Source organism: Streptomyces sp. NPDC048291, from assembly GCF_043201715.1.
Classification (GTDB): Bacteria; Actinomycetota; Actinomycetes; order Streptomycetales; family Streptomycetaceae; genus Streptomyces.
The window spans coordinates 17,963-41,890 of the sequence record NZ_JBICZC010000003.1 but is presented as its reverse complement, the minus strand read 5'-3'; the positions used below and the strand labels follow the sequence as shown (position 1 = coordinate 41,890).

Genomic DNA, 23,928 nt, shown 5'->3' with positions numbered 1-23,928 from the left:
AAGTGAGTACCCCGGAAGCCAAGAGTTCGCGGCGTTGGATCGTGTATGCGGGGCATGGGGCGCCGGTGCGCCGGTACGCCCCGCGAAAGCTCATCCAGATCCGGACGGCACTTCGGCAAGGGACGGTGGAATCTTCTGCTCCGCCCAGATGACCTTCCCCTCGGGATTGTGCCGTGTGCCCCAGTGTTCGGTGAGTTGGGCGACCAGGAGCAGGCCCCGACCGCCTTCGTCGCAGGCCCGGGCGCGGCGCAGGTGCGGGGCGGTACTGCTGGTGTCGGACACCTCGCACGTCAGGGTGGATTGCAGGATCATCCGCAGGAGGATGGGGCTCCTGCCGTAGCGGATGGCGTTCGTCACCAGCTCGCTGACCACGAGTTCCGTGGTGAAGCCCAGCTCTTCCAGACCCCAGGCGGCCAGCTGGGCGGAAGCGTGGGCGCGGACCTCGGAGACGACCGCCGGGTCGCAGGGGACGTCCCAGGTGGCGACGTGCTCGGCATCGAGAGCTTCGGTCCGTGCCACGAGAAGGGCGACGTCATCCGCGGGGCGCTGGGGCAGCAGTGCGGCGAGCAGTTCGTCGCAGGTCTCCTCGAGCGATGCCGGTGCCCGGGTCAGGACGTCGCGCAGCAGGTCGAGGGCGGTATCGACGTCACGTGAGCGGTTCTGGACGAGACCATCGGTGTACAGCACGAGCCGGCCGTCCGGTGGCATTTCGAACTGGGCGGTTTCGAAAGGGAGTCCGCCCAGCCCCAGGGGCGGGCCGATCGGCATTTCCGGGAAGTCGACCGCGCGGGATGCGGGTGCATCGCCGTCGCCGGTCAGGGGCGTCACCACGGCCGGCGGAATGTGTCCGGCGCTGGCCAGGGCGCACGTGCCGGAGACGGGGTCGTAGACCGCGTACAGGCAGGTGGCGCTGATCTCGTCCGCGCCCCGCTCCTTCTCGCGCTGAAGGCGGATGACCACGTCATCGAGGTGTGTGAGTAGTTCGTCGGGGGTCAGGTCGATGTCCGCCAAGGTACGTACGGCCGTCCGCAGGCGTCCCATGGTGGCCGCGGCGTGCAGGCCGTGGCCGATCACGTCGCCCACGACGAGGGCGACGCGGGCCCCGGAGAGCGGTATCACGTCGAACCAGTCGCCCCCCACGCCCGCTCGTGATCCACTGGGCAGGTAGCGCGATGCCGTCTCGACGGCGGACTCCTCCGGCACGTCCTGCGGCAGCAGGCTGCGTTGCAGGGTGAGCGCGGTGGCACGCTCCTGGGTGTAGCGACGGGCGTTGTCGATGTTCACCGCCGCTCTGGACGCGATCTCCCTGGCCAGCAGCAGTTCGTCGTCGTCGAAGGGTTCCGCGGTGTGGCTGCGGACGAACTGGGCCAGTCCCAGTGGGCTTCCGCGGGCCCAGAGGGGGACCAGCAACATGGAACGCGGGCCCGGGGCGTGCTCGGCGAGCCCGCGGTCCGTCGACATCGCCAGCCAGGTGGGGACGTCGTCGGCCGCGATGCGGAGCCGCACCGGCTGTCCGGTGGCCAGCACGCGAGCCGGTTCGGAGCCCTCCGGGTGCGTATGTGTCCGACCCGGGTCGACCGTCGGGTCCGTCCAGGTGTCCGAGACCGCCCGGGCGACTCGGTGGAGCGTCAAGGAACCGGCTGCCGGGTGGGTCTCGTCCTCCTGGAGAGCGCAGGAAAGCAGGTCGACGGTGACAAGATCCGCGAGATGGTCGGCACCGACGTCCGCCAGTTCCTGAGCGGTGCGGGTGGTGTCCAGGGTCGTCCCGATCCGTGTCCCGGCCTCGTTGATCGTGAGAAGGCGACGCTGGAGCCAGCGGTCGCGTTCCCGTTGGTACGCCGCGACGGTCTGTTCCGACGTGCGATCGACGTACTCGAAGGCCAACGCGCTCAGCGTCACCGTCATCTCGTTGATCAACTCCTGGGACCCGGCGACACGAGCTGTCTCCGCATTGAGGTGCTGGAGCAGATCCGCGTGGACGAGCCGATAGATCCGCAGGAGCTGACTGATCGGAACCCCGTGTTCGGCCAGGAGCCGAGCGAAGTCAATGGCGGCCGGTGGTGTCCTGACCTCGGTCGAATCAAGACCGCGTGCCAGGAAATCCAGACTGGTGGTGATGTGTTGGGACAGCGACACCGGCGCGGCGGCGGCGATGTCCTCGTACTTCCACACCTCGGGAAACTCGGCGCGCAGGTGTTGCAGCACGACGTCGACCAACTGATCCGCTCGGGGTGCGAGGCCCCGAGCGACTTCGCTGAGGTAGGCATGGGTGTCGGTCCCCATAGTGAAAAGGTACGCCCACCCCGGTGGGTGGGCCGTCTTCCGCACAGCGCGACGGACGTGCCCGCCCTTCGGCGACAGTACGTACGCGTTCCGCTCACTGAGTGTGGCCGGGGCGGCGGAGAACAGGGCGCAGGACATCGATCACGCGGGGGTCGTCCACCGTGGAGGGGATGGGTTCGTCGTGCCCGTCGGCGATGCCGCGCATCGTCTTGCGCAGGATCTTTCCCGAGCGGGTCTTGGGCAGGGCGGCCACGACGGTGACGTCCTTGAGGGACGCGACGGCGCCGATGCGTTCGCGCACGAGCCGGACGAGTTCGGCCTCGACCTCGCCCGGTTCGCGGTAGGTGCCGGCCTTCAGAACGACGAAGCCGCGCGGGATCTGTCCCTTCAGGGCATCGGCCACGCCGATGACGGCACATTCGGCGACATCGGGATGGGCGGCCAGGGCCTCCTCCATGCTGCCGGTGGACAGCCGGTGTCCGGCGACGTTGATGACGTCGTCGGTGCGGCCCATGACGAAGACGTAGCCGTCCTCGTCGATGTGGCCGCTGTCTCCGGTGAGGTAGTAGCCCGGGTAGGCGGAGAGGTAGGAGGCGACGTAGCGGTCGTCGTCCTTCCAGAGGGTGGGGAGAGCGCCGGGCGGCAGAGGGAGCTTCACGACGATCGCGCCGTCGACGCCCACCGGCATCTGACCGCCCGAGCTGTCGAGGACGCGGACGTCCCAGCCCGGCAGCGGGCGGGTCGGGGAGCCGGGCTTGAGGGGAGCGAGTTCGATGCCCACGGGGTTGGCGACGATGGGCCAGCCGGTCTCGGTCTGCCACCAGTGGTCGATCACGGGCACTCCCAGAAGACGGCTCGCCCAGTGATAGGTCTCGGGGTCGAGGCGCTCGCCGGCCAGGAAGAGGTGGCGCAGGCCGGTCAGGTCGCAGTCCGCGGTGAGTGTTCCTTCCGGGTCCTCCTTGCGGATGGCCCGGAAGGCGGTGGGCGCCGTGAACATGGTCTTGACCCGGTTCTCGGCGGCAACGCGCCAGAACTGGCCGGCGTCCGGCGTGCCGACCGGCTTGCCTTCGTACAGGACCGTCGTGGCGCCGACCAGCAGGGGTGCGTAGACGATGTACGAGTGCCCGACGACCCAGCCGACGTCGGATCCGGTGAACATCGTCTCGCCCGGGCCCACGTCGTAGACGGCTCCCATCGACCAGTGGAGGGCGACCGCGTAGCCGCCGCAGTCACGCACGACTCCCTTGGGTTTCCCGGTCGTTCCGGACGTGTAGAGGATGTAGAGGGGATCGGTGGCGGGGACGGGCACGCAGTCGGCCGACGTCGCGGCGGCGACCAGTTCGTCCCAGTCCAGATCGCCGGGCCCCAACGCGGCCGTCTGCTGCGGGCGTTGCAGGATCACACACTTTTCGGGCTTGTGAGCCGCGAGTTCGACCGCCCGGTCGAGCAGGGGCTTGTACGCGATGACCCGCTTGCCCTCGATGCCGCAGGAGGCGGAGACGATGACCTTGGGTGCCGCGTCGTCGATACGGACCGCCAGCTCGTGCGGGGCGAACCCGCCGAAGACGACCGAGTGGACCGCGCCGATGCGTGCGCAGGCCAGCATCGCGACCACGGCCTCGGGCACCATCGGCATGTAGATGACCACCCGATCGCCGTGCACCACGCCGAGCTGCGCGAGCGCTCCGGCGAAGGCCGCGACCTCGTTCCTCAGCTGCGCGAAGGTGTAGGTGCGTCGGCTGTCGGTCACCGGTGAGTCGTAGACGAGTGCGGGTTGTTCGCCCCGGCCGGCTTCGACGTGTCGGTCGAGGGCGTTGAAACAGACGTTGAGCCGTCCGTCGGGAAACCAGCGGTAGAAGGGTGCGGCCGAGGAGTCCAGGGCGCGTCGCGGAGCGACATCCCAGTCGATGCCCTCCGCCGCCTTCAGCCAGAAGCTCTCCGGGTCGTCGGTACTGGCGCGGAACACATCCTCGTAGATTCCCATCGCGGACTCCTTTGTCTCATCGGGGGACCTGGCTGCGGCGGCGGCCTGCGGAACGGTGTCGGGTACGCATACTCCATGTCGGCCGCCATGGGCGGGCAGGATTCCGGGGAGCCCTGCCCGACCGGCTGCTGCTGGACAGGGCTGCGGCCGGATCTGCCGGACCCCTGCGTCAACGAGCGGTGGTGCTGGTCAGGCGCCGAGGTGCCGGCGGAGCCACTGCCCCATCTGCCCGATCGCCTCGTCGACCTCGGGCACACGGCCCGCGCCCAGGACGAACGAGTGCTGTCCCTCGGGCACCGAGTGGACCTGGGAGGTGACCTTGTGGTCCGCGAGCCGGCGCCCCAGCTCGGCACCGTCGTCGGCGAGGGTCTCGTACGCGCCGTAGAAGACGATCGTGGGCGGCAGACCCGTCAGGTCGGCGTTGGCGATGCTGACCTCGGGGTCGGCGAAGTCCACCGCGGGGTCCTGGAGCCAGGCCCCCCGGAAGAGTTCGAGGGTGCCCCTGCTGAGCATCTTGTCGTTGTCCTCGTTCTCGTCGACCGACGCGTTCTGGATGGTGAGGTCGGTCCACGGTGAGACGCTGACGATCGCACCCGGGGTCGCCTCGCCCTTCGCGAGCAGGCGCAGCGGCAGCAGCACCGCGAGGGTGCCGCCGATCGAGTGGCCCGTGCTGCCGATGTTCCGGGGCTCGTATCCCTGGGAGAGCAGCCACCGGTAAGCCGTCTCGGCGTCGTCGAGCTGCGCGGGGTAGGGGTGTTCGGGCGCCAGACGGAAGTCGACCACGAGCGAGCGGGCACCGGCCGCCTTCGCGATGTGGCCGGCGGCCTTGCGGTCGGAGTGCATCGACGCGGTGACCGAGCCCCCGAAGTGGAAGTGGAGCAGGGCCCGGTCGGGGTCGGCGCCCTCGGGGATGCACCACAGGGCGGGGACACCGTTCGCGTCCACCTCGGCGTAGGTGACGCCCTCCGGCTCGGTGGAAGCCTTGTGGTTCGAGTCGACGATGTCGCGGATGATGGCGAGGTCGAGCCCCGGTGTCGACGACTTGGCGCTCACGCTCGCGAGGAACTCCGCGAACTGCTTTGCCTCTGGGCTGACTCCCATGATGGCGCTCCTTACACGATGGGTGCCGTCACGGCTTCCCGTGCGGCGGGCGGGTCGATGTGCTGGCCGTGACGCTACTGGCTGAGTATTGGAAAGTAAACTCAGGTGGGTGGAATCACTCCGCGGATGTGTGGACCGAGGCTCGTCGGGGTGCTGTCGGCCGGGCCGCCCGCATGGTCGCCGCCGGGGCGACGCGCCGGTGAGGTAAGTCGGCGGCCCGAACTGCTACCGCTGCGGATCGGTGGCGGGGGATCCGGCTGTTCGTCCCGTCAGGATCGTGTACTGCAGGCGCCGAAGTGCGTGCTCGGAATCCCTGGGCGAGGTGATGCTGCCGAGCCATCCGAGGACGAACGCCGCAGGCACGGAGACCAGCCCTGGAGTCTGGTACGGGTACCAGTCGAAACTCGCTGCCGGCCACACCGCGAACTCGGTCCCCGAGACGATGGGTGAGAAGACCGTGAGGACGGTGCAGAGGAGGAGTCCCCCGTAGACGGACCACAGCAGTCCTCTGCGGTTGAACCGGTGCCAGAAGAACGAGTACACCAGTGCGGGGAAGATGCATGAAGCCGCGACGCTGATCGAGAAGGAGACCAGGAAATCGGTCGGATACCTGTGGACGGCGGCGGCCAGCGACAGGCCCACCGTGCACAGGACGACGGCGGCCACACGCAGTGCCCGCACCTCTTCCGCGTCGGTGCGGCGGCGCTTGCCCGATGCGTACACGTCGTGGGTGAAGGAGACCGCGGCAGCGAAGGTCACGCTGGTCACGGTGGTGAGCACGGTGAGGAAGACGACGCACGCCATGAGGGTGATGAGCACGACGCGCCCCGTCGAACCGTCGCCCAGTACGTCCGAGGCCAGCAGGACCGAGGACGACTGCCCGGTGGTGTCGGCCGTGGTGATGCCTGCCGCGCCTACCAAGGCCGCCGATGCGAAGCCGGTGGTGACCAGGAGGAGGACGAAGACCCCGACCAGGCTCGCGGCGATGCTCATGGACCGCCGGGCCGCTCGTCCGGTCCGGGAGGCGCCGACCCGCAGGATCAGGTGTGGCATCACGGCCGTACCGAGGATGAAGACCATGTGATTGCCGAATGTGTTGAGAGATCCGAGGCTCGCCGTGTACGGCCAGAGCCCCGGCCTCAGGTAGGCGTCCGGCGCCATGCTGTTCGCCACCGAGGCCGAGAGCAGGGAGTCGGGATTCCAGTCGAACCGTCTGAGGGCCAGCAGTGTGATCACCGCAAGCGCCGCCAAGGTGATCGGTACCTTGGCGACGTGCAGGAAACTGTTGCCCCTCAAGCCCGCCACCGCGGCGAAGCAGGCGACGAGGCAGCCCATCAACACCGTGCACAGGACCTGGGCGCCGTCGGACGACAGGCCGATCAGGAGCGCCGTGCTGATGCCGGCGGCACGCAGCTGGATCATGAGGAGCGGAATCGTGATGGCGAGGGTCACCGCGGTCGCGGCGATGCGCGGGCCCGAACCCGACGCCCGCAGGGAGAAGAGGTCGCCGAGGGTGTAACGGCCACTGTTGCGTATCTTCTGTGCGAGAAGCAGCAGTACGCCGAGCATGATCAGGCCGTCGAGGGCGTAGGCGAACCCGTCGTAGCCGAAGAGGGCGACGCCTCCGGAGACCGTCAACAGGGTGACGACCGAGATCTGCTCGCCGGCCAGGGCGAATCCGTTGAGGAGCGGGGTGAGTGACCGGTCGGCGACATAGAGCTTCTCCGGGGTTTCCTCCTCCGCCGTGGCGAGCGTGAAGAGCCACAGCAGAGACACTCCGATGAAGACCAGGAAGGCCACGATCACCGGGCGTCTCCCGTCCGGGCCGATGGGGTCGAGCGCGCCTGAGCCCAGGATGTCCATCGTCACCGCTTCACCGCCAAGACCCGTTGACGGGGGCTGTCCACGGCACTCCGGCGGAGGGCATGTCGGATGTCAAGGACCGTTCGATGGGATCGGACGTCCGTGTACTTCGAATCTCGTACCACCACGCGGTGGCGACGAAGAGGGCGCACTGCAGGGTGCCCCACACCATGCCCAGCGTGAACTTCCCGGGTACCGCCACCGCGGGCACATCGGTGAAGCAGGAAAGCGCAGCGCCGACAGTGAAAGGGACCGCGTTGACAACGAGGAAGACGCGCTGCTCACGATGGGTGGTCTCGCGAAGTGCGTCGATGCCCTTCAACTGCGCGGTATCACGTGCGGGGAGCGGCGTCGGTGGGCGGCCGGGCGGAGTCGGGGGGAACTGCGGATGCACGGAACCTCCAGGCAGTGAGGGCGGGAACGGCGCAGCGCGCGGTGACGCGGGGGTGGGGATCAGACCGACGGCACGGGGGCGGTGATGAGCAGAGGCCCAGGGGATGTGGACGCCCAGCCGGAGCACCGCAGGCAGTGCGGGTACGGGGATGCACTGCTCGCAACTGTCGCCACTCGATGCACAGGGTGCTGTGTCGGGTGCTTGCGAACGATGGTGGACGCGAGGCTGAGCAGAGGCCGCGAAACCGCGGCAGTACCTCGCAGAAGTGCACACGCGCTCACGAGCCGCTGTCGCCGTGATACGCGATGTCGCGATCAAGAGAATCGCGGTGTCCGTGATGACCTGTCAACAGCCTGTGAGGTGTGTGTGCCAAGTCACCGAAAACCCAGGGGTGCCGCACCCGGTGCGGACGTCCGTGATGGCAACACCACCGCGGCACCGTTTGCCTGACGGGCCATCCGAGTCGGGGAGTGTCCTCTGTGCCGAGACCCGTGCCGGGCGTTCACGGCACCGGACATCCCGTGGCGTTCATTCCGGCGTCAGTTCGGCAGCCCGCTCGGCTGCCTCATGCCGCAGAGCGGCCCGTACGACACCTACGGCGGGGTGTGTCACCGCCTCGCGGCGGACGGCCACGGTGATGGGGAGCCGGATGTCGATCTCGTCGGCGAGCAGCCGGCGCAACGGTGCCCGCTGGGCCAGAAACGCGGGCAGGACGCCGATACCGGCCCCCTGGCAGGTGGCTTCGAGCTGCGCGAAGACGTTCGTCGAGGAGAACGCCGGGGACATGCCTGGAAGGTGGCGCTCGATGCCGAGGTCGCCGACCTGCAGCAGGGACTCGATGTAGAAGATGAGCGAGTGCTCCCGCAATTCGGCCACCGTCCTCGGCCGGCCGTGCAGGGCGAGGTAGTCGTCGGAGGCGTAGAGCCCCAGCGTGTAGTCGGTGAGGTGCTCGGTCACCAGGCCGCTGCTTGAGGGAACGCCGATGACGAGAGCGAGATCGAAGCCGGACGGGTGCAGCGCGAGCTGTCGTGTCGCGGTGATGAGTTCGACCTGGAGACGGGGGTGTCGGCGACGCACCCGCACCAGGGCCGGCGTGGCGAAGACGGTGCCGAATCCGTCGGGCGCACTGACGCGCACCGTACCGTGCAGGGACGGCGAGTCCTGGCCCGCCGCACGGTCGACGACGCGGTTGAGTGCCTCCTCGATCGCGCGCGCGTCCTCCGAGACGGCCCGTCCGATGTCCGTCAGCGTCCATCCGTCCGTGCCGCGTTCCACGAGGCGCACGCCGACGGTCTTCTCCAGTGCGGCGATACGGCGTGACACAGTGGTGTGATCCACACCGAGGGCGTCGGCGGCGGTGACCAGACGCCCGGTACGGGAGACCGCGAGGAGGTAGCGCAGGTCGTCCGCGCGGAGTCTGCGCGGATCGACGGCCCGGCGCGTGCCGGTCGGCCGCGGGGCAGAGCTTTCCTCCGGGGAATCGGGGTGCACGGACACCACCGTATCTGCATTTCTGCACATCTGGTGTGCATCATTGGTGGTTGATTGCACACGATGGTGGGTCGCACAGTCGGGTCACCGGGTGCGACATGCCCCGCCGTTCATGCCGAAGGGCCGCCATGACTGCCAACCTTTCCCTCCCGAGGATCATGCGCGTCGGCCGCGGCGCCGTCGGCGAGCTGGGCGACGTCGTCGCCGGACTGGGCCTGCGCCGCCCCCTGTTGGTGACGGACGCGTTCCTCGCCGGGACCGGTGCGGCGGAACGACTGATGGAGACGCTGAGGGGCGCCGGGCTCCAGCCGCGCCTGTTCGCCGGCACCGTCCCGGATCCGACGACCGACTCGCTCGGCGAGGGCCTGGCCGTCCTGCGGGAGCACGGAGCGGACTCGGTGATCGGATTCGGCGGCGGCAGCCCGATGGACACCGCCAAGGCGCTCGGCCTGCTGGGCGTCCAGGGTGGGCGGATGCGGGACTACAAGGCCCCGCGCGTCAACATCGGTCCGGCGCTTCCGGTGATCGCGGTCCCGACGACCGCGGGCAGCGGCTCGGAGGCGACGCAGTTCACCGTCATCACGGACAGCGTCACGGACGAGAAGATGCTCTGCCCGGGGCCGGCCTTCCTGCCTGTCGCCGCCGTCGTCGACTTCGAACTGACCCTGTCGATGCCGCGGAGGCTGACCGCCGACACCGGAGTCGACGCGCTCACGCACGCCGTCGAGGCGTACGTGAGCCGCAAGGCCAATCCGTTCTCCGACGGCCTTGCGCTGAACGCGATCCGGACCATCGGCGAGCACCTCCGCCGCGCCTACGCGGACGGCGGGGACACCGAGGCCCGCGAGGCGATGATGCTCGCCGCGACCCAGGCCGGTATCGCCTTCTCCAACTCCAGCGTGGCCCTCGTGCACGGCATGAGCCGCCCCATCGGCGCTCACTTCCACGTCGCCCACGGCCTGTCGAACGCGATGCTCTTCCCCGCGGTGACGGCGTTCTCCGTCCACGCGGCCGAGAGCCGGTATGCCGACTGCGCCCGCGCACTCGGAGCCGCCACCGAGACCGACGGCGACGACAAGGCCGCCGAGAAGTTCGTGGCGGCGCTGCGCACCCTGTGCAAGGACCTGGGGGTGCCCACCCCCCGGGCCCACGGCATCGGCGAGGACGAGTGGTTCCGTCTGTCGCCTCTCATGGCCGAGCAGGCGCTCGCGTCCGGCTCCCCCGCCAACAACCCCGTCGTACCCACCGCGGAAGAGATCCAGGATCTCTACGCGCAGATCTACGCCTGACACCGGGCGAGCAAGGAGTCCTGATGGTCACGGCAGTCGCCGCTCCGGCGCACATCGACCACTACATCGACGGTCGCGTCGACGGCCGCGGCGCCGAGACCCGCGGCGAGGTCTACAACCCCGCCCTCGGCCAGGTGACCGGCCTTGTCGCGATGGCGACCGCCGAGGACGTGGACGCGGCAGTCAGGGCGGCCGCCGAGGCGTTCCGGACCTGGTCCGTCACCCCGCCGCACATCCGGGCCCGCATCCTGTTCCGGTTCCGGGACCTGGTGGAACGGGAGACGGACCGGCTGGCCGCGATCATCACGGCCGAGCACGGCAAGGTCCTCGACGACGCCCGGGGCGAGATCGTCCGAGGGCTGGAGGTCGTGGAGTTCGCCTGTGGCATCCCTCAGCAGCTCAAGGGGGAGTTCTCCGAGAACGTCGCCCGCGCGGTGGATGCGGTGTCCCTGCGCCAGCCGCTCGGCGTGGTCGCGGGCATCTCGCCGTTCAACTTCCCCGCCATGGTGCCGATGTGGATGTTCCCCGTCGCGCTCGCCTGCGGGAACACCTTCGTGATGAAGCCGTCGGAGAAGGACCCCAGCCTCAGCGTCGAACTCGCCGAACTGCTCGCCGAAGCCGGACTGCCCAAGGGCGTCTTCAACGTCGTCCACGGAGACAAGACCGCTGTGGACGCACTCCTCGCGCACGACGACGTCGAGGCCGTCAGCTTCGTCGGGTCGACCCCCATCGCCGAGTACGTCCACCGGACCGCCACCGCGCACGGCAAGCGCGTCCAGGCGCTCGGCGGCGCCAAGAACCACATGGTCGTCATGCCCGACGCCGACCTCGACCAGGCCGTCGCCGCGCTGCTGGGCGCCGCCTACGGCTCGGCAGGTGAGCGCTGCATGGCGATCTCGGTGGTCGTCCCCGTCGGAGAGGACACCGCGAACGCCCTGCGCGAGCGACTCGTCGCAGCCCTCGCCGACCTCAAGGTCGGCCCCGGCACCGCGGCCGGAGTCGAGATGGGCCCGCTGGTAACCAAGATCCACCGGGACAAGGTCGCCGGCTACCTCGATGTGGGCACGACGGAAGGTGCCGACCTGGTCGTCGACGGCCGCAAGACCGCTTTCCCGGGGAACGAGGGCGGCTTCTTCCTGGGCGGTTCGTTCTTCGACCACGTCACCCCGGAGATGCGGATCTACCGTGAGGAGATCTTCGGACCGGTGCTGGCCATGGTCCGCACCCAGTCCTTCGCCGAGGCGCTGAAGCTGGTCAACGACCACGAGTTCGGCAACGGTACGGCGATCTTCACCGCCGACGGGAACACGGCCCGCACCTTCCTGGCCGAGGTCAAGGCGGGCATGGTCGGCGTCAACGTGCCCATCCCGGTGCCCATGGCCTTCCACTCCTTCGGTGGCTGGAAGCGGTCCCTGTTCGGCGACCATCACATCCACGGCCCCGAAGGCGTGCGGTTCTACACCCGCTACAAGACCGCCACCACGCGCTGGCCGAACGACAGCCAGGTCCGCGCGGACTACGCGATGCCCACCCATGGCTGATGCGGCCCCGGCCGAGGTTCTCGCCGACGTCCAGCGGGGCGTCGGCCGGATCCTGCTGAATCGCCCCGGGGCGCTCAACGCTCTGACGACAGACATGATCGCCGCCATCGACCGTGCGCTCGCCGCGTGGGAGCACGAGCCGCTGTCCGCCGTGGTGCTCGCCGGCACCGGCACGAAGGCGTTCTGCGCCGGCGGAGACATCCGCACGGTCCGCGAGCACAGCCTCGCCGGGAACACCGAGGCCAGTGAACGGTTCTTCGCCTCCGAGTACCGGCTCAACGCCCGCATCGCCGAATCTCCCGTCCCGATCGTGTCGCTCATCGACGGCCTGTGCCTGGGCGGCGGCCTCGGCCTGTCCGTCCACGGGGCATTTCGTGTTGTCACCGAGCACGCGGTCCTGGCCATGCCCGAGACCGCGATCGGGTTCTTCCCGGACGTCGGGGCCAGCTACTTCCTGCCGAGGCTGCCCGGCGCGATCGGCATGTACCTGGGACTGACCGGGTACCGGCTGGACGCGGCCGACGCTCTGTACACGGGGTTGGCCACGCACTTCGTCCCTGCGGACGGGCTCCACGCCGTCGCGGACGCTCTGGCCGACAGCCCCGGCGACCCGGTGGACACGGTCCTCAACCGTCTCGGCGGCCGGTCCCCGGTGGCGCGGAGCGCGCTGGCCGCGGTCCGTGGGGACCTGGACCGGGTGTTCGGCGCCCCTGACCTCGGCGAGATGGAGAAGCGCCTGCGCCGGCTCGGCACTCCGTGGGCGGAGGCCGCGCTGGCGGCTTGGGAGGCCGTCTCGCCGCAGAGTCTGGAGATCACCCACGCCCTGCTGGTCCGAGGCAGGCAGCACACGTTGCGCCAGTGTCTGCACACCGAGCTCGCCCTCACGCGCACGACCATCCGCACGCCGGACTTCCTGGAGGGCGTCCGAGCGGCCCTGGTCGACAAGGACCGACGCCCCGTATGGCAGGGCGCGTCGAGGGGCTGAGGACGGCTGCCGGCCTGAGCGAGGACTCGCTTCAGCCGTGTGCCCCTGCAAGCCTGTCCGTTCGTGGCCGTGCAGCGTCCGATCTCGTCGGGTACGGCGATGCGAGGACGACCGTCGTCACGCCGGGCCGGAAACCGTTGCTCTTGAGGGGCCTGCCACAGCGCTTCCCTGCCGTCGTGCGCCCGCGCCGGTGCCGTGGCCCGGGGGAGCTGTTCGACCTGCGCGCGGGAAGGAACGGTTCCGGCGCGCTGATGTGCGTTGGGGGTGGACCAAGGGCTCACCTCTGGACCACTCGGCCCGGCTGGGCCCGGGCACGCGCGATGCCCACAGCGCAGCAGCCAGCGACACCGGTCGCCGACGGCGTCGTCGTCCCTCGGGCAACCACGCCGGGCGGAAGGCATACGGCCGACCTGATCTCAGCCGTTGTCGTCCGTCATGGAAACCACGACCTTGCCCGCCTTGGTGCGGCCCTGCTCGACATATGCCATCGCCTCGAGCGTCTGGTCGAACGGGAAGGTGCTGTCGATGACGGGGCGGAGCTTCCCGCTGTCGTAGAGGGCGCTGAGCTTGCGCAGCTGAGAGCCGTTGGCCTGCATGAAGAAGAACTGGTAGCGCACGCCGAGCGCCCTGGCCTGCTTGCGGATCTTGCGGCTGAGTGTGTTCATGACCAGGCCGAGGAGCGAGGGTGCGCCGAGCTGCTTGGCGAACCCGGCGTCCGGCGGGCCGACGACGCCGATGGCCAGGCCGCCGGGCTTCAGCACCGTCAGGGACTTTTCGAGGTTCGCCCCGCCCACGGAGTCCAGCACCAGGTCGTAGCCGGACAGGACCTTCGAGAAGTCCTCCTTGGTGTAGTCGACGACGACGTCGGCGCCGAGGCTCCGTACCAGCTTCTCGGTGTCGGTGTCCGTCGTCGTGGCCACCGTGGCACCGAGATGCTTGGCGAGCTGGACGACCGTCGATCCGAGGCCGCCGGCACCCGCGTGGACGAGCACCTTGTGACCTGGCTTCACACGACCACGGTCGACGAGGATCTGCCAGGCGGCCAGGGCCACCAGCGGCACCGCGGCTGCCTCCTGGGGAGTGAGCGAGGCCGGCTTGGGCGCGACGTCGTCCTGGTCGATCGCGATGAACTCCGCGAAGCCCCCGATCCGCAGGTCGCGCGGACGGGCGTAGACCTCGTCGCCGACCTTGAAGGCGCGTACGGCGGAGCCGACCCGGGTCACCACGCCGGCCACGTCGTGGCCGAGCACGAAGGGGGTCTTGTACTTGAGGAGCTGCTTGAACTCCCCGTTGCGGACCATTTTGTCCAGCGGGTTGATGCTGGCGGCGCTCACTCTGATCAGAACGTCGCGGTCTCCGACAGTGGGCTCGGGTACCTCCGCGGCGCGTGCGCCGTCCTTGCCGTACTTCTCGACGACGAATGCCTTCATGTCAGCCAGCCTTCCGTGTGATCTTCGCGGTGGTTTCTCGGTGGTCGGGGTGGTGGTTCGGTGCGGTGCTTCTGTTCACCCGCCGGGTTGTCGGCAGAGCGGCTGGTCCGTCTGCCGGACGGCCTGGTCGACCCCGGGGTGCGGTCCGCGCCCCGAGGCGCACGAGCGCTGTCCTTCGGGTGGCGGACGGACCTGGGAAGTGACGTCGAAGCCAGCGTGGCCGCGTCGCATGGGTGGCCCGTTGTGATGCGCGGACATGACGCTACTGGCTGAGTATGGAAAAGTAAACTCAGGTGAGGTTAGAATCACCGGCATGGATGAGCGGACCGAAGCTTTTCGGATTGCCGGTATGGATCCCCGTCTCGACCGGGACACGTCGAACTGCTCCATCGGGCGGACTCTTGAGGTCGTGGGCGAGAAGTGGACGATCCTGATCCTGCGCGAGGTCTGGTACGGCTCGTCCCGCTTCAGCGACTTCGAACGCGTCCTCGGCTGTCCTCGCAACCTCCTCGCGACCCGGCTCCGGATGCTCGTGGAGGAGGGGATCCTGGCCACCGAGACCTACCGGGAGCCCGGCTCGCGGGGTCGGCCGAAGTACGTGATCACCCCCAAGGGCATGGACCTGGTGCCGGCGGTGCTGGGGCTCCTGCAGTGGGGCGACCGATACCTCGCCGACCCGGAAGGGCCCGCCATGCTGGCGCGGCACCGGGAATGCGGTGCGCACGTCAACGTGCAGGTGCGCTGCGAACAAGGCCACTCCGTGGAGGCGGAGGGCATCGAGAGTGTCCCAGGTCCCGCGTTTCGCATGAGGTCCGCCGAGTGACATGAAGCCCGTTGGGCGGGCTGGGAGAGGCTCGCGTCAGTTGACCGACGCGAGCCTTTCTCCGGTCTCGCGTGAGGGGCTCAGCCTTCCGGGGCGGGCTCGCCCCGCCGGGCCCGGGCCTGGTGGAGGCGGACCTTTGCGCGGTTCCCGCAGCGGGACATGGAGCACCAGCGGCGGTTGTGGGCCGGGGATCGGTCCACGAAGCGCAGGGCGCAGGTGTCCGAGCCGCAGACGCGCACCCGCCGGATCTCGGCGGACAGAAGCAGTTCGACGGCGTCCTGGGCGACGAGAGCCAGGGCCGCCGCGGGGTCGGCGGCGAGGCTCGCGGTGCCGGCGCGCGTCAGGTGTCCGTCCGTGAGGACGATCTGCGGGGCGGGGTGAGGGGCTACAGCTGCTGACACGTTGAGCAGTGCGATGTCGGCCGATGAGGGCAACAGGCCGTCCGCGACCGCGAGTGCGGCCCGGTCGACCGCCTCACGCAGTCGCCGTCCGGTCGCCAGGGCCGCCGCTGCGGCGGGGGCCTGGACGCCGGGTGCGAGCAGGCCGGCCTTCTGGAGCCAGAGGGTGAGGTCGCCCGAACTGCGGAGCGTTTCCACAGGCGTGGTACGCCAGCGGCTGCGCAGGGTGTTGACGAAGTCCAGACAGGCCCGTCCGCCGTCCCAGATCCACATGTCGTCGTCTGTTGCCACGCCTCCATTCTGCACGTTAGCTTAACCCTCTAAGGGGGTTAGTGGTGGTTGGCGGGCATCGAGGAGGCACATCCATGGGACAGCCGACAGCGACGACCGGCGTGGCACAGGTGGACGGGGTCCGCCTGCACTACCTCCGAGCGGGATCCGGCCCTCTGCTCGTGCTGCTCCATGGCTGGCCGCAGACCTCCGACTGCTGGCGGCCCGTGCTGGCGGATCTCGCCGCCGACCACACCGTCGTGGCACCCGACCTTCGTGGCTACGGCCTCAGCGACAAGCCCACGACCGGTTACGACAAGCGGCGGATGGCCGCTGACATGGCGGGCCTCGTGGACGCGCTCGGCTTCGAGAAGGCCGCGGTCGTGGGCCACGACCGCGGCGCCCGGGTGGGACACCGCTGGGCGCTGGACCGCCCGGAGCAGGTGGAACGGCTGGCGGTACTTGACATCGTGCCCACCCGGGAGATGTTCCGCCGACTGGACGCCTCGCTTGCCTCCGGGTACTGGCACTGGCTGTTCCAGATGCAGCCCGATCTGCCCGAGCGTCTAGTGGGGCCCGACATCCGCGGGTATCTCGAGTACTTCTTCGAGCGGTGGACCTACAACCGCCACGGCCTGACACCCGAAGCGGTCGACGCATATGTCCGTGCCTTCTCCCGCCCGGGCGCCATGCGGGCGAGTTTCGACGACTACCGTGCCATGGAGCAGGACGTCGCCCTCGACGACCTGGATGCCGCCGAGGGCCGTCGCCTCGCCATGCCGGTACTCGCGCTCTGGGGTTCGAACGGACTGCCCTCCCGGCTGCCGACGCTGGAGATCTGGCGCGCGTACGCGGACGACGTCACCGGTGCGGAGATTCCGGAATGCGGCCACTTCATACCGGAGGAGCAGCCGGAGGCACTGCTGGCTCGGTTGCGGCCCTTCCTCGCCGGCGGGGTTTCGACCGCGCTGTGATGTCCGCGGCCGGCGACGAGCCCGGCAGCGGGATACGGCAGAGGGGCGCGTCCCAGTCGCAACCGGCTGGGACGCGCCCCTCCGTGCGGGCCTCAGGTCGCGACCGGGGCGCCGGCCGGAGCGTCCCCCGCGGCGAGGCCCGCGGCCGGGCCGTCGACCGTGCGGTCGCGGGACATGAGCAAGGCCACGGCCGCCGCCAGGCCGACCGCACCGGCCCCGACCCAGAGTGCCGGCCGGAGCCCGTCCACGAAGAGCGAGGCGGATCCGTAGCCGCCCTGGGCGGAGAAGACCGCCGCCAGCGAAGCGACACCGATGGCGCCGCCGACCTCGCGGATCGCGTTGTTGGCACCGGAGGCGATGCCCTGTTCCTCCGGGCGCACCGTGCTCATGACGAGGTTCGCGCTGGGCGCGAAGAACATGCCCATGCCGGTTCCGCAGACGATCAGTGCCGGCAACAGCGAGGTGTACGACACCTGCGGCTCGACGGCCAGCGCCCAGAGTCCGAGGCCGACGGCGTTCAGGGCCATGCCCACCGTGACGACGGGCGCGCCGCCGATCCGGTCGGACAGTGCCCCCGCCAGCGGCCCGGCGATCATGGGCATGGCGGTCCAGGGCAGCATCCGTACGCCGGCTTCCATCGGCGAGTAGCCGCCGACCGTCTGCAGGTACTGGCTGAGCAGGAAGATCGCCCCGAACATCCCCAGGAACATCAGCAGGCTGGCGGCGTTGATGGCACTGAAGGAGCGGTGCCGGAACAGGCGCATCGGCAGCATCGGGTGCCTGGCGCGCAGTTCGTAGAGGACGAAGCCGATGAGCAGGGCCGTACCCGCGAAGAAACCGCCCAGCACCGGGGTGCTGGTCCAGCCGTCGGCGTTGCCGCGTACCAGGGCGTAGACGATGCCGAACAGGCCGAGGCTCACCAGGACCGTGCCGACGAGATCGAGGCTCGGGTGCGGGCCGTGGCTTTCGCCCAACTGCAGCAGGGCCAGCGGAATCAGCGCCAGGCCGAGCGGAACGTTCACCCAGAAGATCCACTGCCAGGAGAGGTGTTCGGTGAGCGTCCCGCCGATGAGCGGTCCGGTGGCCACGGCGATGCCGCTGGCCGCTCCCCAGACGCCGAAGGCCACGCCGCGCCGTTCGGCGGGCACGGCCGCCGCCAGCAGGGTGAGCGTCAGAGGCGTCACGATCGCGGCTCCGACGCCCTGCGCCGCGCGGGCGGCGATCAGTTCGCCCATCCCGGGGGCGAGTGCGGCCGCAGCCGAGGCCGCGGTGAAGATCGCCAGTCCTGTGGCGAACAGTCTTCGGCGGCCGAAGCGGTCGCCGAGGGAGGCACCGAACATGAGCAGGACCGCGAAGGTGAGGGTGTAGGCGCTCACGGTCCATTCGAGGTCTTCGAGGCCACCACCGAGGTCCTTGCGGATGGAGGGGAGAGCGGTGGTGACGATCAGGTTGTCGAGTGCGGTGATGAATCCGGCCATGCTGGTGATGACCACGGCCCAGACGGCGCTGCCGCGCCGAGCCGGTGGCTTGCGGTGCTCGTGCATAACGTTTCCCTTGACGGATGTACTTGACGATTGATCAGTGGATCTGGGCACCGGTACGCGGGGACGCGGCATGTGACACCGGGCGCCGGTAACCACCGGGCCGGTGCGGATTCCAGGGTGGTCCCGGACGGCGAGCCCTCAGGGAAGCTGCGGATACAGCGCGGAGACGCCGCCGGACAGGGCGGCCTGCGCCTGGCGGGCGGCGTTGTCCGCGAGGATCTCGTAGGCGCCGGCGGAGATGCCGTCGACGGCGATCCGGGCGATGTCGGCGGGGTCGGACTTGGCCGCGTCGACGTCCCGGACCATGTCGGTGTCCATGTAGCCGACGTGCAGGCCGGCCACGCGGATGCCCTGGTCGGCGAGTTGCAGGCGCAGGGCGTTGGTGAGCGCCCACTCCGCGGACTTGGCGACGCAGTAGGCGCCGATCTCCGGGAAGCTGACCCAGGACAGGCCGGACAGGACGTTCAGGATCGCCCCACCGCCGTTGGCCGCGATCTGGGGTGCGAAGTTCCGGACCACCGAGAGGGTGCCGAAACAGTGAGTGTCCATCTCCAGCCGGATGTCATCCGGGTCGGATGCCAGCAGGTCGGCACCGGTGGCGGACCCCGCGTTGTTGATCAGGACGGTCACGTCGCCGGTGGCCTCGGCGGCGGCGGCGACGGAGGCGGGGTCCGTGATGTCGAGTGCGATCGGTCTGGCGCCGGGCAGGTCGACCTGGTCGGGGTTGCGGGCGGCGGCGTAGACGGTGGCGCCGCGGCTGAGCAACTCGGCAGCGAGGGCCCGGCCGAAGCCGCGGTTGGCTCCGGTGACCAGAGCGGTGCTGGTGGTGAGGTCCATGGGAAGTTCCTGGCGGAGTAGAGGAATGGAGGAGTGGGGGCGTTGAAGGCGTGCTGAGCGGGTCGACCGAGCCTCGGGCGTCCGGGGCGGTCACCGGGCAACGCGGGCGAGGGTCGGAAGAAGAATCCGGCCGGTGGCGTGGCCTGTCCGAGGGGGCGGCCGGTCGAGTCATCAGCGATGAGGACTCGCGACTTGGAATTATGATCATAATACTAAGTGCCGGAGGTGGCTGATCACAACCGGTACGGGTGGTTGTGACGCACTCCGCCTCCGGGTCCCATCGCGACCGGGGCCGCCACTCAACGCGCGAGGGGCCTGCCGTGCGGACGGCAGGCCCCTCGCGCGGTCTGACGCGGGTGGGCTCAGAGCTTGACGATCATCTTTCCGATGTTCGCGCCCTGCATCATCGCGAGGAAGGCGTCGAGGGCGTTGTCGAGGCCCTCCTTCACGGTTTCGCGGTAGTGGAGCTTGCCCTGGGCGAGCCAGCCGCCGACGTCGCGGACGAAGTCGGGCTGGAGGTCCAGTTCCTCGGTGACCATGAACGACAGGATGTCCGAACGTGTCACGGACAGGTTCCACAGGTTGCGTGGCCCCACGACCTTCTCGTCGTTGTACTGGGAGACCATGCCGGACAGGACGATCCTCGCGTGCAGTTTGAGGGCGCCGATCGCCGCCTCCAGGTGCTCGCCTCCGACGTTGTCGAAGAAGACGTCGATGCCGTCGGGTGCTGCCTGTGCCAGCTGCTCGGCGACCGGCCCGTTCTTGTAGTTGAACGCGGCGTCGAAGCCGTACTCCTCGACCAGTAGCTTGACCTTCTCCTCGGATCCCGCGCTGCCGATCACCCGTCCGGCACCCTGCAGCTTCGCGATCTGGCCGGCCACGCTGCCGACCGCTCCCGCGGCGCCGGAGACGAAGACCGTGTCACCCTCATTGACCTTCGCGAAACGGGTCAGTCCGATGTACGCGGTGATGCCGGTGACACCGAGCACGCCCAGGTAGGCGGTGAGCGGTGCCAGATCCGGGTCCACCTTCTGGGCGGTCGCCGCGTCGACGACCGCGTAGTCACGCCAGCCGAGGACGTGCACCACATGGTCGCCGGGCGCGAAGCCCTCGGCGTTGGAGACCAGGACGCGGCCGACCGCGGGGCCGTCCATGGGTGCGCCCACCTCGTACGGCTCGATGTAGGACTTCTTGTCGCTCATCCGGCCGCGCATGTAGGGGTCGACCGAGAGGTACTCGTTGGCGACCAGGAGCTGTCCGGGGCCGGGCGTGGGGAGTTCCACCTCGCGGAGCGAGAAGCCGGACGCCTCCGGCCGGCCCGCGGGGCGGACGTCCAGGTGCCATGCGTGTGCGGTGGTGGGCAGGATCTGCTCGGACATGTGGGTCAAGTCCCTTCAGTGGGTGTGCGTAGTGCTTTACCTGCCAGACAGAAAGGTCTGTCTGGCAGACAGAAAGGTCTGTCTATATTGGTCCTCGGTCAGTGCAGGGCCGACGAGGGGAATGGCTCTATGGGCAGGCGCAGTCGAGCAGGAGGCGCGCCGCTCGTTTGGCGGCCTCGGCGGCGACGTCGGCATGCTCGACGCGTGTCGCCGCCAGTGTGCCGTCGATGAGCAGAGTGAGCTGGTATGCGAGTGTGTCGGGGTCCGTGGCGCCGGCTGCGGCGGCCAGGTCGCGCACCCAGGCGCGGACCGCGGCCTTGTGCTCGGCGGTGATGGCGTGCGCGGTGCTGCCGGGCTGGTACTCGGCCGCCGCGTTGATGAACGCGCAGCCCAATGATCCTGCTCGCGCCGCTTGTTCCATGGCGACGAAGAGACCGAAGAGCTGCTCGCGCGGGTCGTCCCCGGCCGCCAGTGCCGCCGAACGCAACTGGCGCCGCCAGCTGTCGTCCATCTGCCTCAGGTAGGCGGCGACCACGTCGTCCTTGCTGGGGAACTGCTTGTACAGCGTGGCCTTGGCGACCCCCGACTCGGCGATCAGCCGGTCCACACCCACAGCGTGGATGCCGTGCGCGTAGAACAGCTCGCGAGCGGTGTCGAGGATGCGCTCCCTGGCCGGGCGTCGCTCGATTGCGGTGCTCATGGCGTGTAAGTTAACAGACAGGTCTGTCTGCGGGCAAGGGAAAGACAGACCTGTCTGTCCGATGTCTGTAATCCACCACTGGGAGATGTTCATGGGCAGCATTGACGGTCTGGATCTCGGGAAGTTCGGGATCTACACCTTCGACTTCGAGGTCCAGCCGGCCGCGCAGGTCCGCGCATCGGTCCTGGAGCTGGAAGAGCAGGGCTGGCAGGCGTTGTGGATTCCCGAACTCCTCGGACGGGACGCGTTCACGCACGCCGGCTACCTGCTCTCCTCCACGGAGCGGTTGCGCGTCGTGAACGGCATCGCGCAGATCTGGTCACGCGGAGCCCGGTGGGCCTACGGTGCCGGTCTGCTGCTGGCCGACGCCTACCCCGACCGGCATGTGCTCGGGCTGGGATTCGGCGGCGGGCAGGGGCCGGGGACCAAGCCCCTGGCCGCCATGACCGCCTATCTCGACGAGATGGACGCGCTCCAGACGCCCAACCCTCTGCCGAGGACCCCGATGCGCCGCATCATGGCCGCCTACGGACCCAAGATGCTCGAACTGGCCGGCCGACGCACCGGCGGCGCGCAGACCTATCACGTCAACGTGGCCCACACCGCCCAGGCACGCGAGATCCTCGGGCCGGACACGTTCCTCGGCGTCGAGCACGCGGTGCTGTTCGAGTCCGACCCCGACAAGGCGCGAGCGATCGCGCGTGAGCATCTGCACATCTATCTGAACTCGCCCTACAACATCGCGAAGTTCCGTCGACTGGGATACACGGAGCAGGAGATCGCCGACGGCAGCGACCGCATCGTCGACGACCTAGTGTTCTGGGGCGACCTCGACACCGTCGTCGAGAAGCTCCACGGCCATGTCACGGCCGGCGCCGATCATGTCGCCGTGCAGGTCATCGGGATCAAGCCGGGCGAGTCCGCCGTGCCGTACTGGCGCATGCTCGGCGAGGCGCTCCTGCCCTGAGGCGGCAGCGCCTGATCCGTCATCCGTCGGAGCTGCCCGGCCGTGCGGGTCACGCGGTCGGGGAGCGGAGATCCTTGCGGAGGATCTTGCCCGACGCGGACTTCGGGATGACGTCGATGAACTCGACGCGCCGGACCTTCTTGTGCGGGGCGACCTGGCGCGCGACGAAATCGATGACCTCGTCCCCCGTGAGGTCGGCGTCGGACCGGCGGACGACGAAGGCCTTGGGGATCTCCTCGCCGTCGACGTCGGTGACCCCGACGACCGCGGCGTCGATGATGGCCGGGTGGGTCAGCAGCAGGGCCTCCAGTTCGGCGGGCGGCACCTGGTAGCCCTTGTACTTGATCAGTTCCTTGAGCCGGTCGACGATGAACACCCGGCCGGCGTGGTCGACCCGGGCGAGGTCGCCGGTGTGCAGGAAGCCGTCGGTGTCGATCGTGGCGGAGGTCGCCTCCTCGTTGCCGAGGTAGCCGACCATCACGTTGGGGCCCTTGACCCACAACTCGCCCGGCTCGCTCAGCCCTTCCGCGGGGTAGGCGACCTCGTTGCCGTCGGCCGGATCGACGATCTTGTTGACCGTGTTGGCGACGGGCCACCCGCAGGAACTCAGCGGCGCGACCTCACCGAAGTGTTCCTGGCCGCCGTCCACGGGCATCGCGTGGCTGACCGGGCTCAGTTCACTCATGCCGAAGCCCTGGAGCACCCGTACGTCCAACCGCTCGGCCACCGCGGCTCCGAGCTCGGCGTCCAACGGCGCGGCGCCGGACAGAAGGACGCGTAGCGATGACGTGTCGTACTCGTCGACCAGAGGATGCTTGGCCAGCGCCACCGCGACCGGCGGCGCGATGTAGCCGTAGGTGGCCCGGTGTTCCTGGATGGTGTCCAGGAACGCGGTCAGATCGAACCGGGGCATGACGACGAGTGTCGCGCGTGCCTGCAACGCGGCGTTGAGCAGCACGGTCATGCCGTAGATGTGGAAGAACGGCAGCACCGCGAGGACGTTGTCGTCGGACCTCATCGCGAACAACAGCCGGATCTGCGCCATGTTGGCCACCAGGTTCCGGTGGGTGAGCATGACGCCCTTGGGGTTGCCGGTGGTTCCGGAGCTGTAGGGCAGCACCGCCAGGTGTGTGGCGGGATCGAAGTCGACCTGCGGGGCCGGGGCGCCGGGGGCGAGCAGGTCGTCGAGGTTCGGATGACCTGTGGCGGAAGCGCCGTCGCCGTCGAGGACGACCAGGTTCTCCGGTGTGATCCCGACCGTGCGTGCCGCCTCCCGCGCCTGCGGCAGCAAGGCGCTCACGGTGATCAGCATCGTCGCGGTCGCATCGGTGAGCTGCTTGGCGATGTCCTGGGCGGTGAACAAGGCGTTGATCGTGGTCGCGGTGGCTCCGGCCCGCAGAATGCCGTGGAACGCCACGGCGAACAGGGACGAGTTCGGCGCCAGAAGGCCCACCACGTCCCCGGCGCCGATCCCGCGGGCGGCCAGCCAGCCCGCCGACGCGTTCACCCGCTCGATCAACTCCCCGTAGGTGGTCTGCGCACCACCGACGGTGTCGATGAGCGCGACATGATCCAGGACATCCTGGTCGACGTCTGCGAAGAGGAAGTCGAAGACGCTCGCTTCGGGGATGTCGACGTCGGGGAACGGGCTGGCGAACATGAATTGATCTCCGTT

Annotated in this window: 18 protein-coding genes; 6 read left to right on the top strand and 12 right to left on the bottom strand. The window is 69.3% G+C overall.

The genetic code is table 11. The annotated features are described in order from the left end of the window. Positions 1 to 90: 90 nt before the first annotated feature. The 5 genes from ACGF5O_RS07830 to ACGF5O_RS07810 form a co-directional block, all read right to left on the bottom strand. Complete coding sequence (locus ACGF5O_RS07830; protein ID WP_393809027.1) at positions 91 to 2,283, bottom strand: SpoIIE family protein phosphatase; 2,193 nt, start codon at positions 2,281 to 2,283, stop codon at positions 91 to 93. 94 nt (positions 2,284 to 2,377) lie between these two features. Beyond that, a complete protein-coding gene (locus ACGF5O_RS07825) occupies positions 2,378 to 4,267 on the bottom strand; it encodes a propionyl-CoA synthetase (protein WP_393809026.1) in 1,890 nt (629 codons plus the stop codon). Between the two features lie 189 nt (positions 4,268 to 4,456). Next, complete coding sequence (locus tag ACGF5O_RS07820) at positions 4,457 to 5,368, bottom strand: alpha/beta hydrolase (protein ID WP_393809025.1); 912 nt, start codon at positions 5,366 to 5,368, stop codon at positions 4,457 to 4,459. A 225-nt stretch (positions 5,369 to 5,593) separates the two neighbouring features. Continuing rightward, a complete protein-coding gene (locus tag ACGF5O_RS07815) occupies positions 5,594 to 7,231 on the bottom strand; it encodes a transporter (protein WP_393809554.1) in 1,638 nt (545 codons plus the stop codon). A gap of 922 nt (positions 7,232 to 8,153) precedes the next feature. After that, on the bottom strand, positions 8,154 to 9,116 hold the full coding sequence (locus tag ACGF5O_RS07810) for a LysR family transcriptional regulator (protein ID WP_393809024.1): 963 nt from the start codon (positions 9,114 to 9,116) through the stop codon (positions 8,154 to 8,156). Positions 9,117 to 9,244: 128 nt separating this feature from the next. Here ACGF5O_RS07810 and ACGF5O_RS07805 point away from each other — a divergent pair, with 128 nt between their 5' ends. From ACGF5O_RS07805 to ACGF5O_RS07795, 3 genes are read left to right on the top strand one after another with little or no spacing between them, the layout of a single operon-like run. Beyond that, positions 9,245 to 10,405 (top strand): iron-containing alcohol dehydrogenase, encoded by a 1,161-nt coding sequence (locus tag ACGF5O_RS07805; RefSeq protein WP_393809023.1) that lies wholly within the window; start codon positions 9,245 to 9,247, stop codon positions 10,403 to 10,405. A 23-nt stretch (positions 10,406 to 10,428) separates the two neighbouring features. After that, positions 10,429 to 11,946, top strand: a complete 1,518-nt coding sequence (locus tag ACGF5O_RS07800; RefSeq protein WP_393809022.1) for a CoA-acylating methylmalonate-semialdehyde dehydrogenase — start codon at positions 10,429 to 10,431, stop codon at positions 11,944 to 11,946. Then, positions 11,939 to 12,931 carry an enoyl-CoA hydratase/isomerase family protein gene (locus tag ACGF5O_RS07795; protein ID WP_393809021.1) on the top strand — a complete coding sequence of 331 codons (993 nt, stop codon included), beginning with the start codon at positions 11,939 to 11,941 and terminating at the stop codon, positions 12,929 to 12,931. The genes ACGF5O_RS07800 and ACGF5O_RS07795 overlap by 8 nt, the downstream gene beginning before the upstream one ends. Before the next feature lie 416 nt (positions 12,932 to 13,347). Here ACGF5O_RS07795 and ACGF5O_RS07790 read toward each other — a convergent pair whose 3' ends face one another. After that, positions 13,348 to 14,361 (bottom strand): NADP-dependent oxidoreductase, encoded by a 1,014-nt coding sequence (locus ACGF5O_RS07790; RefSeq protein ID WP_393809020.1) that lies wholly within the window; start codon positions 14,359 to 14,361, stop codon positions 13,348 to 13,350. A 349-nt stretch (positions 14,362 to 14,710) separates the two neighbouring features. Here ACGF5O_RS07790 and ACGF5O_RS07785 point away from each other — a divergent pair, with 349 nt between their 5' ends. Next, on the top strand, positions 14,711 to 15,184 hold the full coding sequence (locus ACGF5O_RS07785) for a winged helix-turn-helix transcriptional regulator (protein WP_393809019.1): 474 nt from the start codon (positions 14,711 to 14,713) through the stop codon (positions 15,182 to 15,184). An 80-nt stretch (positions 15,185 to 15,264) separates the two neighbouring features. On the opposite strand, the gene ACGF5O_RS07780 is transcribed toward ACGF5O_RS07785, so the two are convergent. Then, the gene (locus ACGF5O_RS07780; RefSeq protein WP_393809018.1) at positions 15,265 to 15,873 is read right to left on the bottom strand and encodes a CGNR zinc finger domain-containing protein; all 609 of its coding nucleotides are present in this window, start codon (positions 15,871 to 15,873) and stop codon (positions 15,265 to 15,267) included. Between the two features lie 74 nt (positions 15,874 to 15,947). Here ACGF5O_RS07780 and ACGF5O_RS07775 point away from each other — a divergent pair, with 74 nt between their 5' ends. After that, positions 15,948 to 16,826, top strand: coding sequence for an alpha/beta fold hydrolase (locus ACGF5O_RS07775; protein ID WP_393809017.1), 879 nt, complete (start codon positions 15,948 to 15,950; stop codon positions 16,824 to 16,826). 92 nt (positions 16,827 to 16,918) lie between these two features. Here the strand turns inward: ACGF5O_RS07775 and ACGF5O_RS07770 are convergent, their stop codons facing one another. From ACGF5O_RS07770 to ACGF5O_RS07755, 4 genes are all read right to left on the bottom strand, one after another. Beyond that, positions 16,919 to 18,370: a DHA2 family efflux MFS transporter permease subunit gene (locus ACGF5O_RS07770; RefSeq protein WP_393809016.1), complete on the bottom strand. Its 1,452-nt coding sequence runs from the start codon at positions 18,368 to 18,370 to the stop codon at positions 16,919 to 16,921. Positions 18,371 to 18,508: 138 nt separating this feature from the next. After that, on the bottom strand, positions 18,509 to 19,207 hold the full coding sequence (locus ACGF5O_RS07765) for an SDR family oxidoreductase (protein ID WP_393809015.1): 699 nt from the start codon (positions 19,205 to 19,207) through the stop codon (positions 18,509 to 18,511). Positions 19,208 to 19,569: 362 nt separating this feature from the next. Continuing rightward, complete coding sequence (locus ACGF5O_RS07760) at positions 19,570 to 20,586, bottom strand: NADP-dependent oxidoreductase (protein WP_393809014.1); 1,017 nt, start codon at positions 20,584 to 20,586, stop codon at positions 19,570 to 19,572. A 127-nt stretch (positions 20,587 to 20,713) separates the two neighbouring features. Further along, positions 20,714 to 21,286: a TetR/AcrR family transcriptional regulator gene (locus ACGF5O_RS07755; RefSeq protein WP_393809013.1), complete on the bottom strand. Its 573-nt coding sequence runs from the start codon at positions 21,284 to 21,286 to the stop codon at positions 20,714 to 20,716. Positions 21,287 to 21,377: 91 nt separating this feature from the next. On the opposite strand from ACGF5O_RS07755, the gene ACGF5O_RS07750 reads away from it, so the two are divergent. Beyond that, the gene (locus ACGF5O_RS07750) at positions 21,378 to 22,253 is read left to right on the top strand and encodes a TIGR03620 family F420-dependent LLM class oxidoreductase (protein ID WP_393809012.1); all 876 of its coding nucleotides are present in this window, start codon (positions 21,378 to 21,380) and stop codon (positions 22,251 to 22,253) included. A gap of 49 nt (positions 22,254 to 22,302) precedes the next feature. On the opposite strand, the gene ACGF5O_RS07745 is transcribed toward ACGF5O_RS07750, so the two are convergent. Beyond that, the gene (locus ACGF5O_RS07745) at positions 22,303 to 23,913 is read right to left on the bottom strand and encodes a 4-coumarate--CoA ligase family protein (protein ID WP_393809011.1); all 1,611 of its coding nucleotides are present in this window, start codon (positions 23,911 to 23,913) and stop codon (positions 22,303 to 22,305) included. Positions 23,914 to 23,928 lie beyond the last annotated feature (15 nt).

Bases quoted from the DNA above. Each gene is read 5' to 3' on its own strand.
- ACGF5O_RS07830 (WP_393809027.1), bottom strand. From the start codon at position 2,283: ATGGGGACCGACACCCATGCCTACCTCAGCGAAGTCGCTCGGGGCCTC.
- ACGF5O_RS07825 (WP_393809026.1), bottom strand. From the start codon at position 4,267: ATGGGAATCTACGAGGATGTGTTCCGCGCCAGTACCGACGACCCGGAG.
- ACGF5O_RS07820 (WP_393809025.1), bottom strand. From the start codon at position 5,368: ATGGGAGTCAGCCCAGAGGCAAAGCAGTTCGCGGAGTTCCTCGCGAGC.
- ACGF5O_RS07815 (WP_393809554.1), bottom strand. From the start codon at position 7,231: ATGGACATCCTGGGCTCAGGCGCGCTCGACCCCATCGGCCCGGACGGG.
- ACGF5O_RS07805 (WP_393809023.1), top strand. From the start codon at position 9,245: ATGACTGCCAACCTTTCCCTCCCGAGGATCATGCGCGTCGGCCGCGGC.
- ACGF5O_RS07800 (WP_393809022.1), top strand. From the start codon at position 10,429: ATGGTCACGGCAGTCGCCGCTCCGGCGCACATCGACCACTACATCGAC.
- ACGF5O_RS07795 (WP_393809021.1), top strand. From the start codon at position 11,939: ATGGCTGATGCGGCCCCGGCCGAGGTTCTCGCCGACGTCCAGCGGGGC.
- ACGF5O_RS07790 (WP_393809020.1), bottom strand. From the start codon at position 14,361: ATGAAGGCATTCGTCGTCGAGAAGTACGGCAAGGACGGCGCACGCGCC.
- ACGF5O_RS07785 (WP_393809019.1), top strand. From the start codon at position 14,711: ATGGATCCCCGTCTCGACCGGGACACGTCGAACTGCTCCATCGGGCGG.
- ACGF5O_RS07775 (WP_393809017.1), top strand. From the start codon at position 15,948: ATGGGACAGCCGACAGCGACGACCGGCGTGGCACAGGTGGACGGGGTC.
- ACGF5O_RS07770 (WP_393809016.1), bottom strand. From the start codon at position 18,370: ATGCACGAGCACCGCAAGCCACCGGCTCGGCGCGGCAGCGCCGTCTGG.
- ACGF5O_RS07765 (WP_393809015.1), bottom strand. From the start codon at position 19,207: ATGGACCTCACCACCAGCACCGCTCTGGTCACCGGAGCCAACCGCGGC.
- ACGF5O_RS07760 (WP_393809014.1), bottom strand. From the start codon at position 20,586: ATGTCCGAGCAGATCCTGCCCACCACCGCACACGCATGGCACCTGGAC.
- ACGF5O_RS07755 (WP_393809013.1), bottom strand. From the start codon at position 21,286: ATGAGCACCGCAATCGAGCGACGCCCGGCCAGGGAGCGCATCCTCGAC.
- ACGF5O_RS07750 (WP_393809012.1), top strand. From the start codon at position 21,378: ATGGGCAGCATTGACGGTCTGGATCTCGGGAAGTTCGGGATCTACACC.
- ACGF5O_RS07745 (WP_393809011.1), bottom strand. From the start codon at position 23,913: ATGTTCGCCAGCCCGTTCCCCGACGTCGACATCCCCGAAGCGAGCGTC.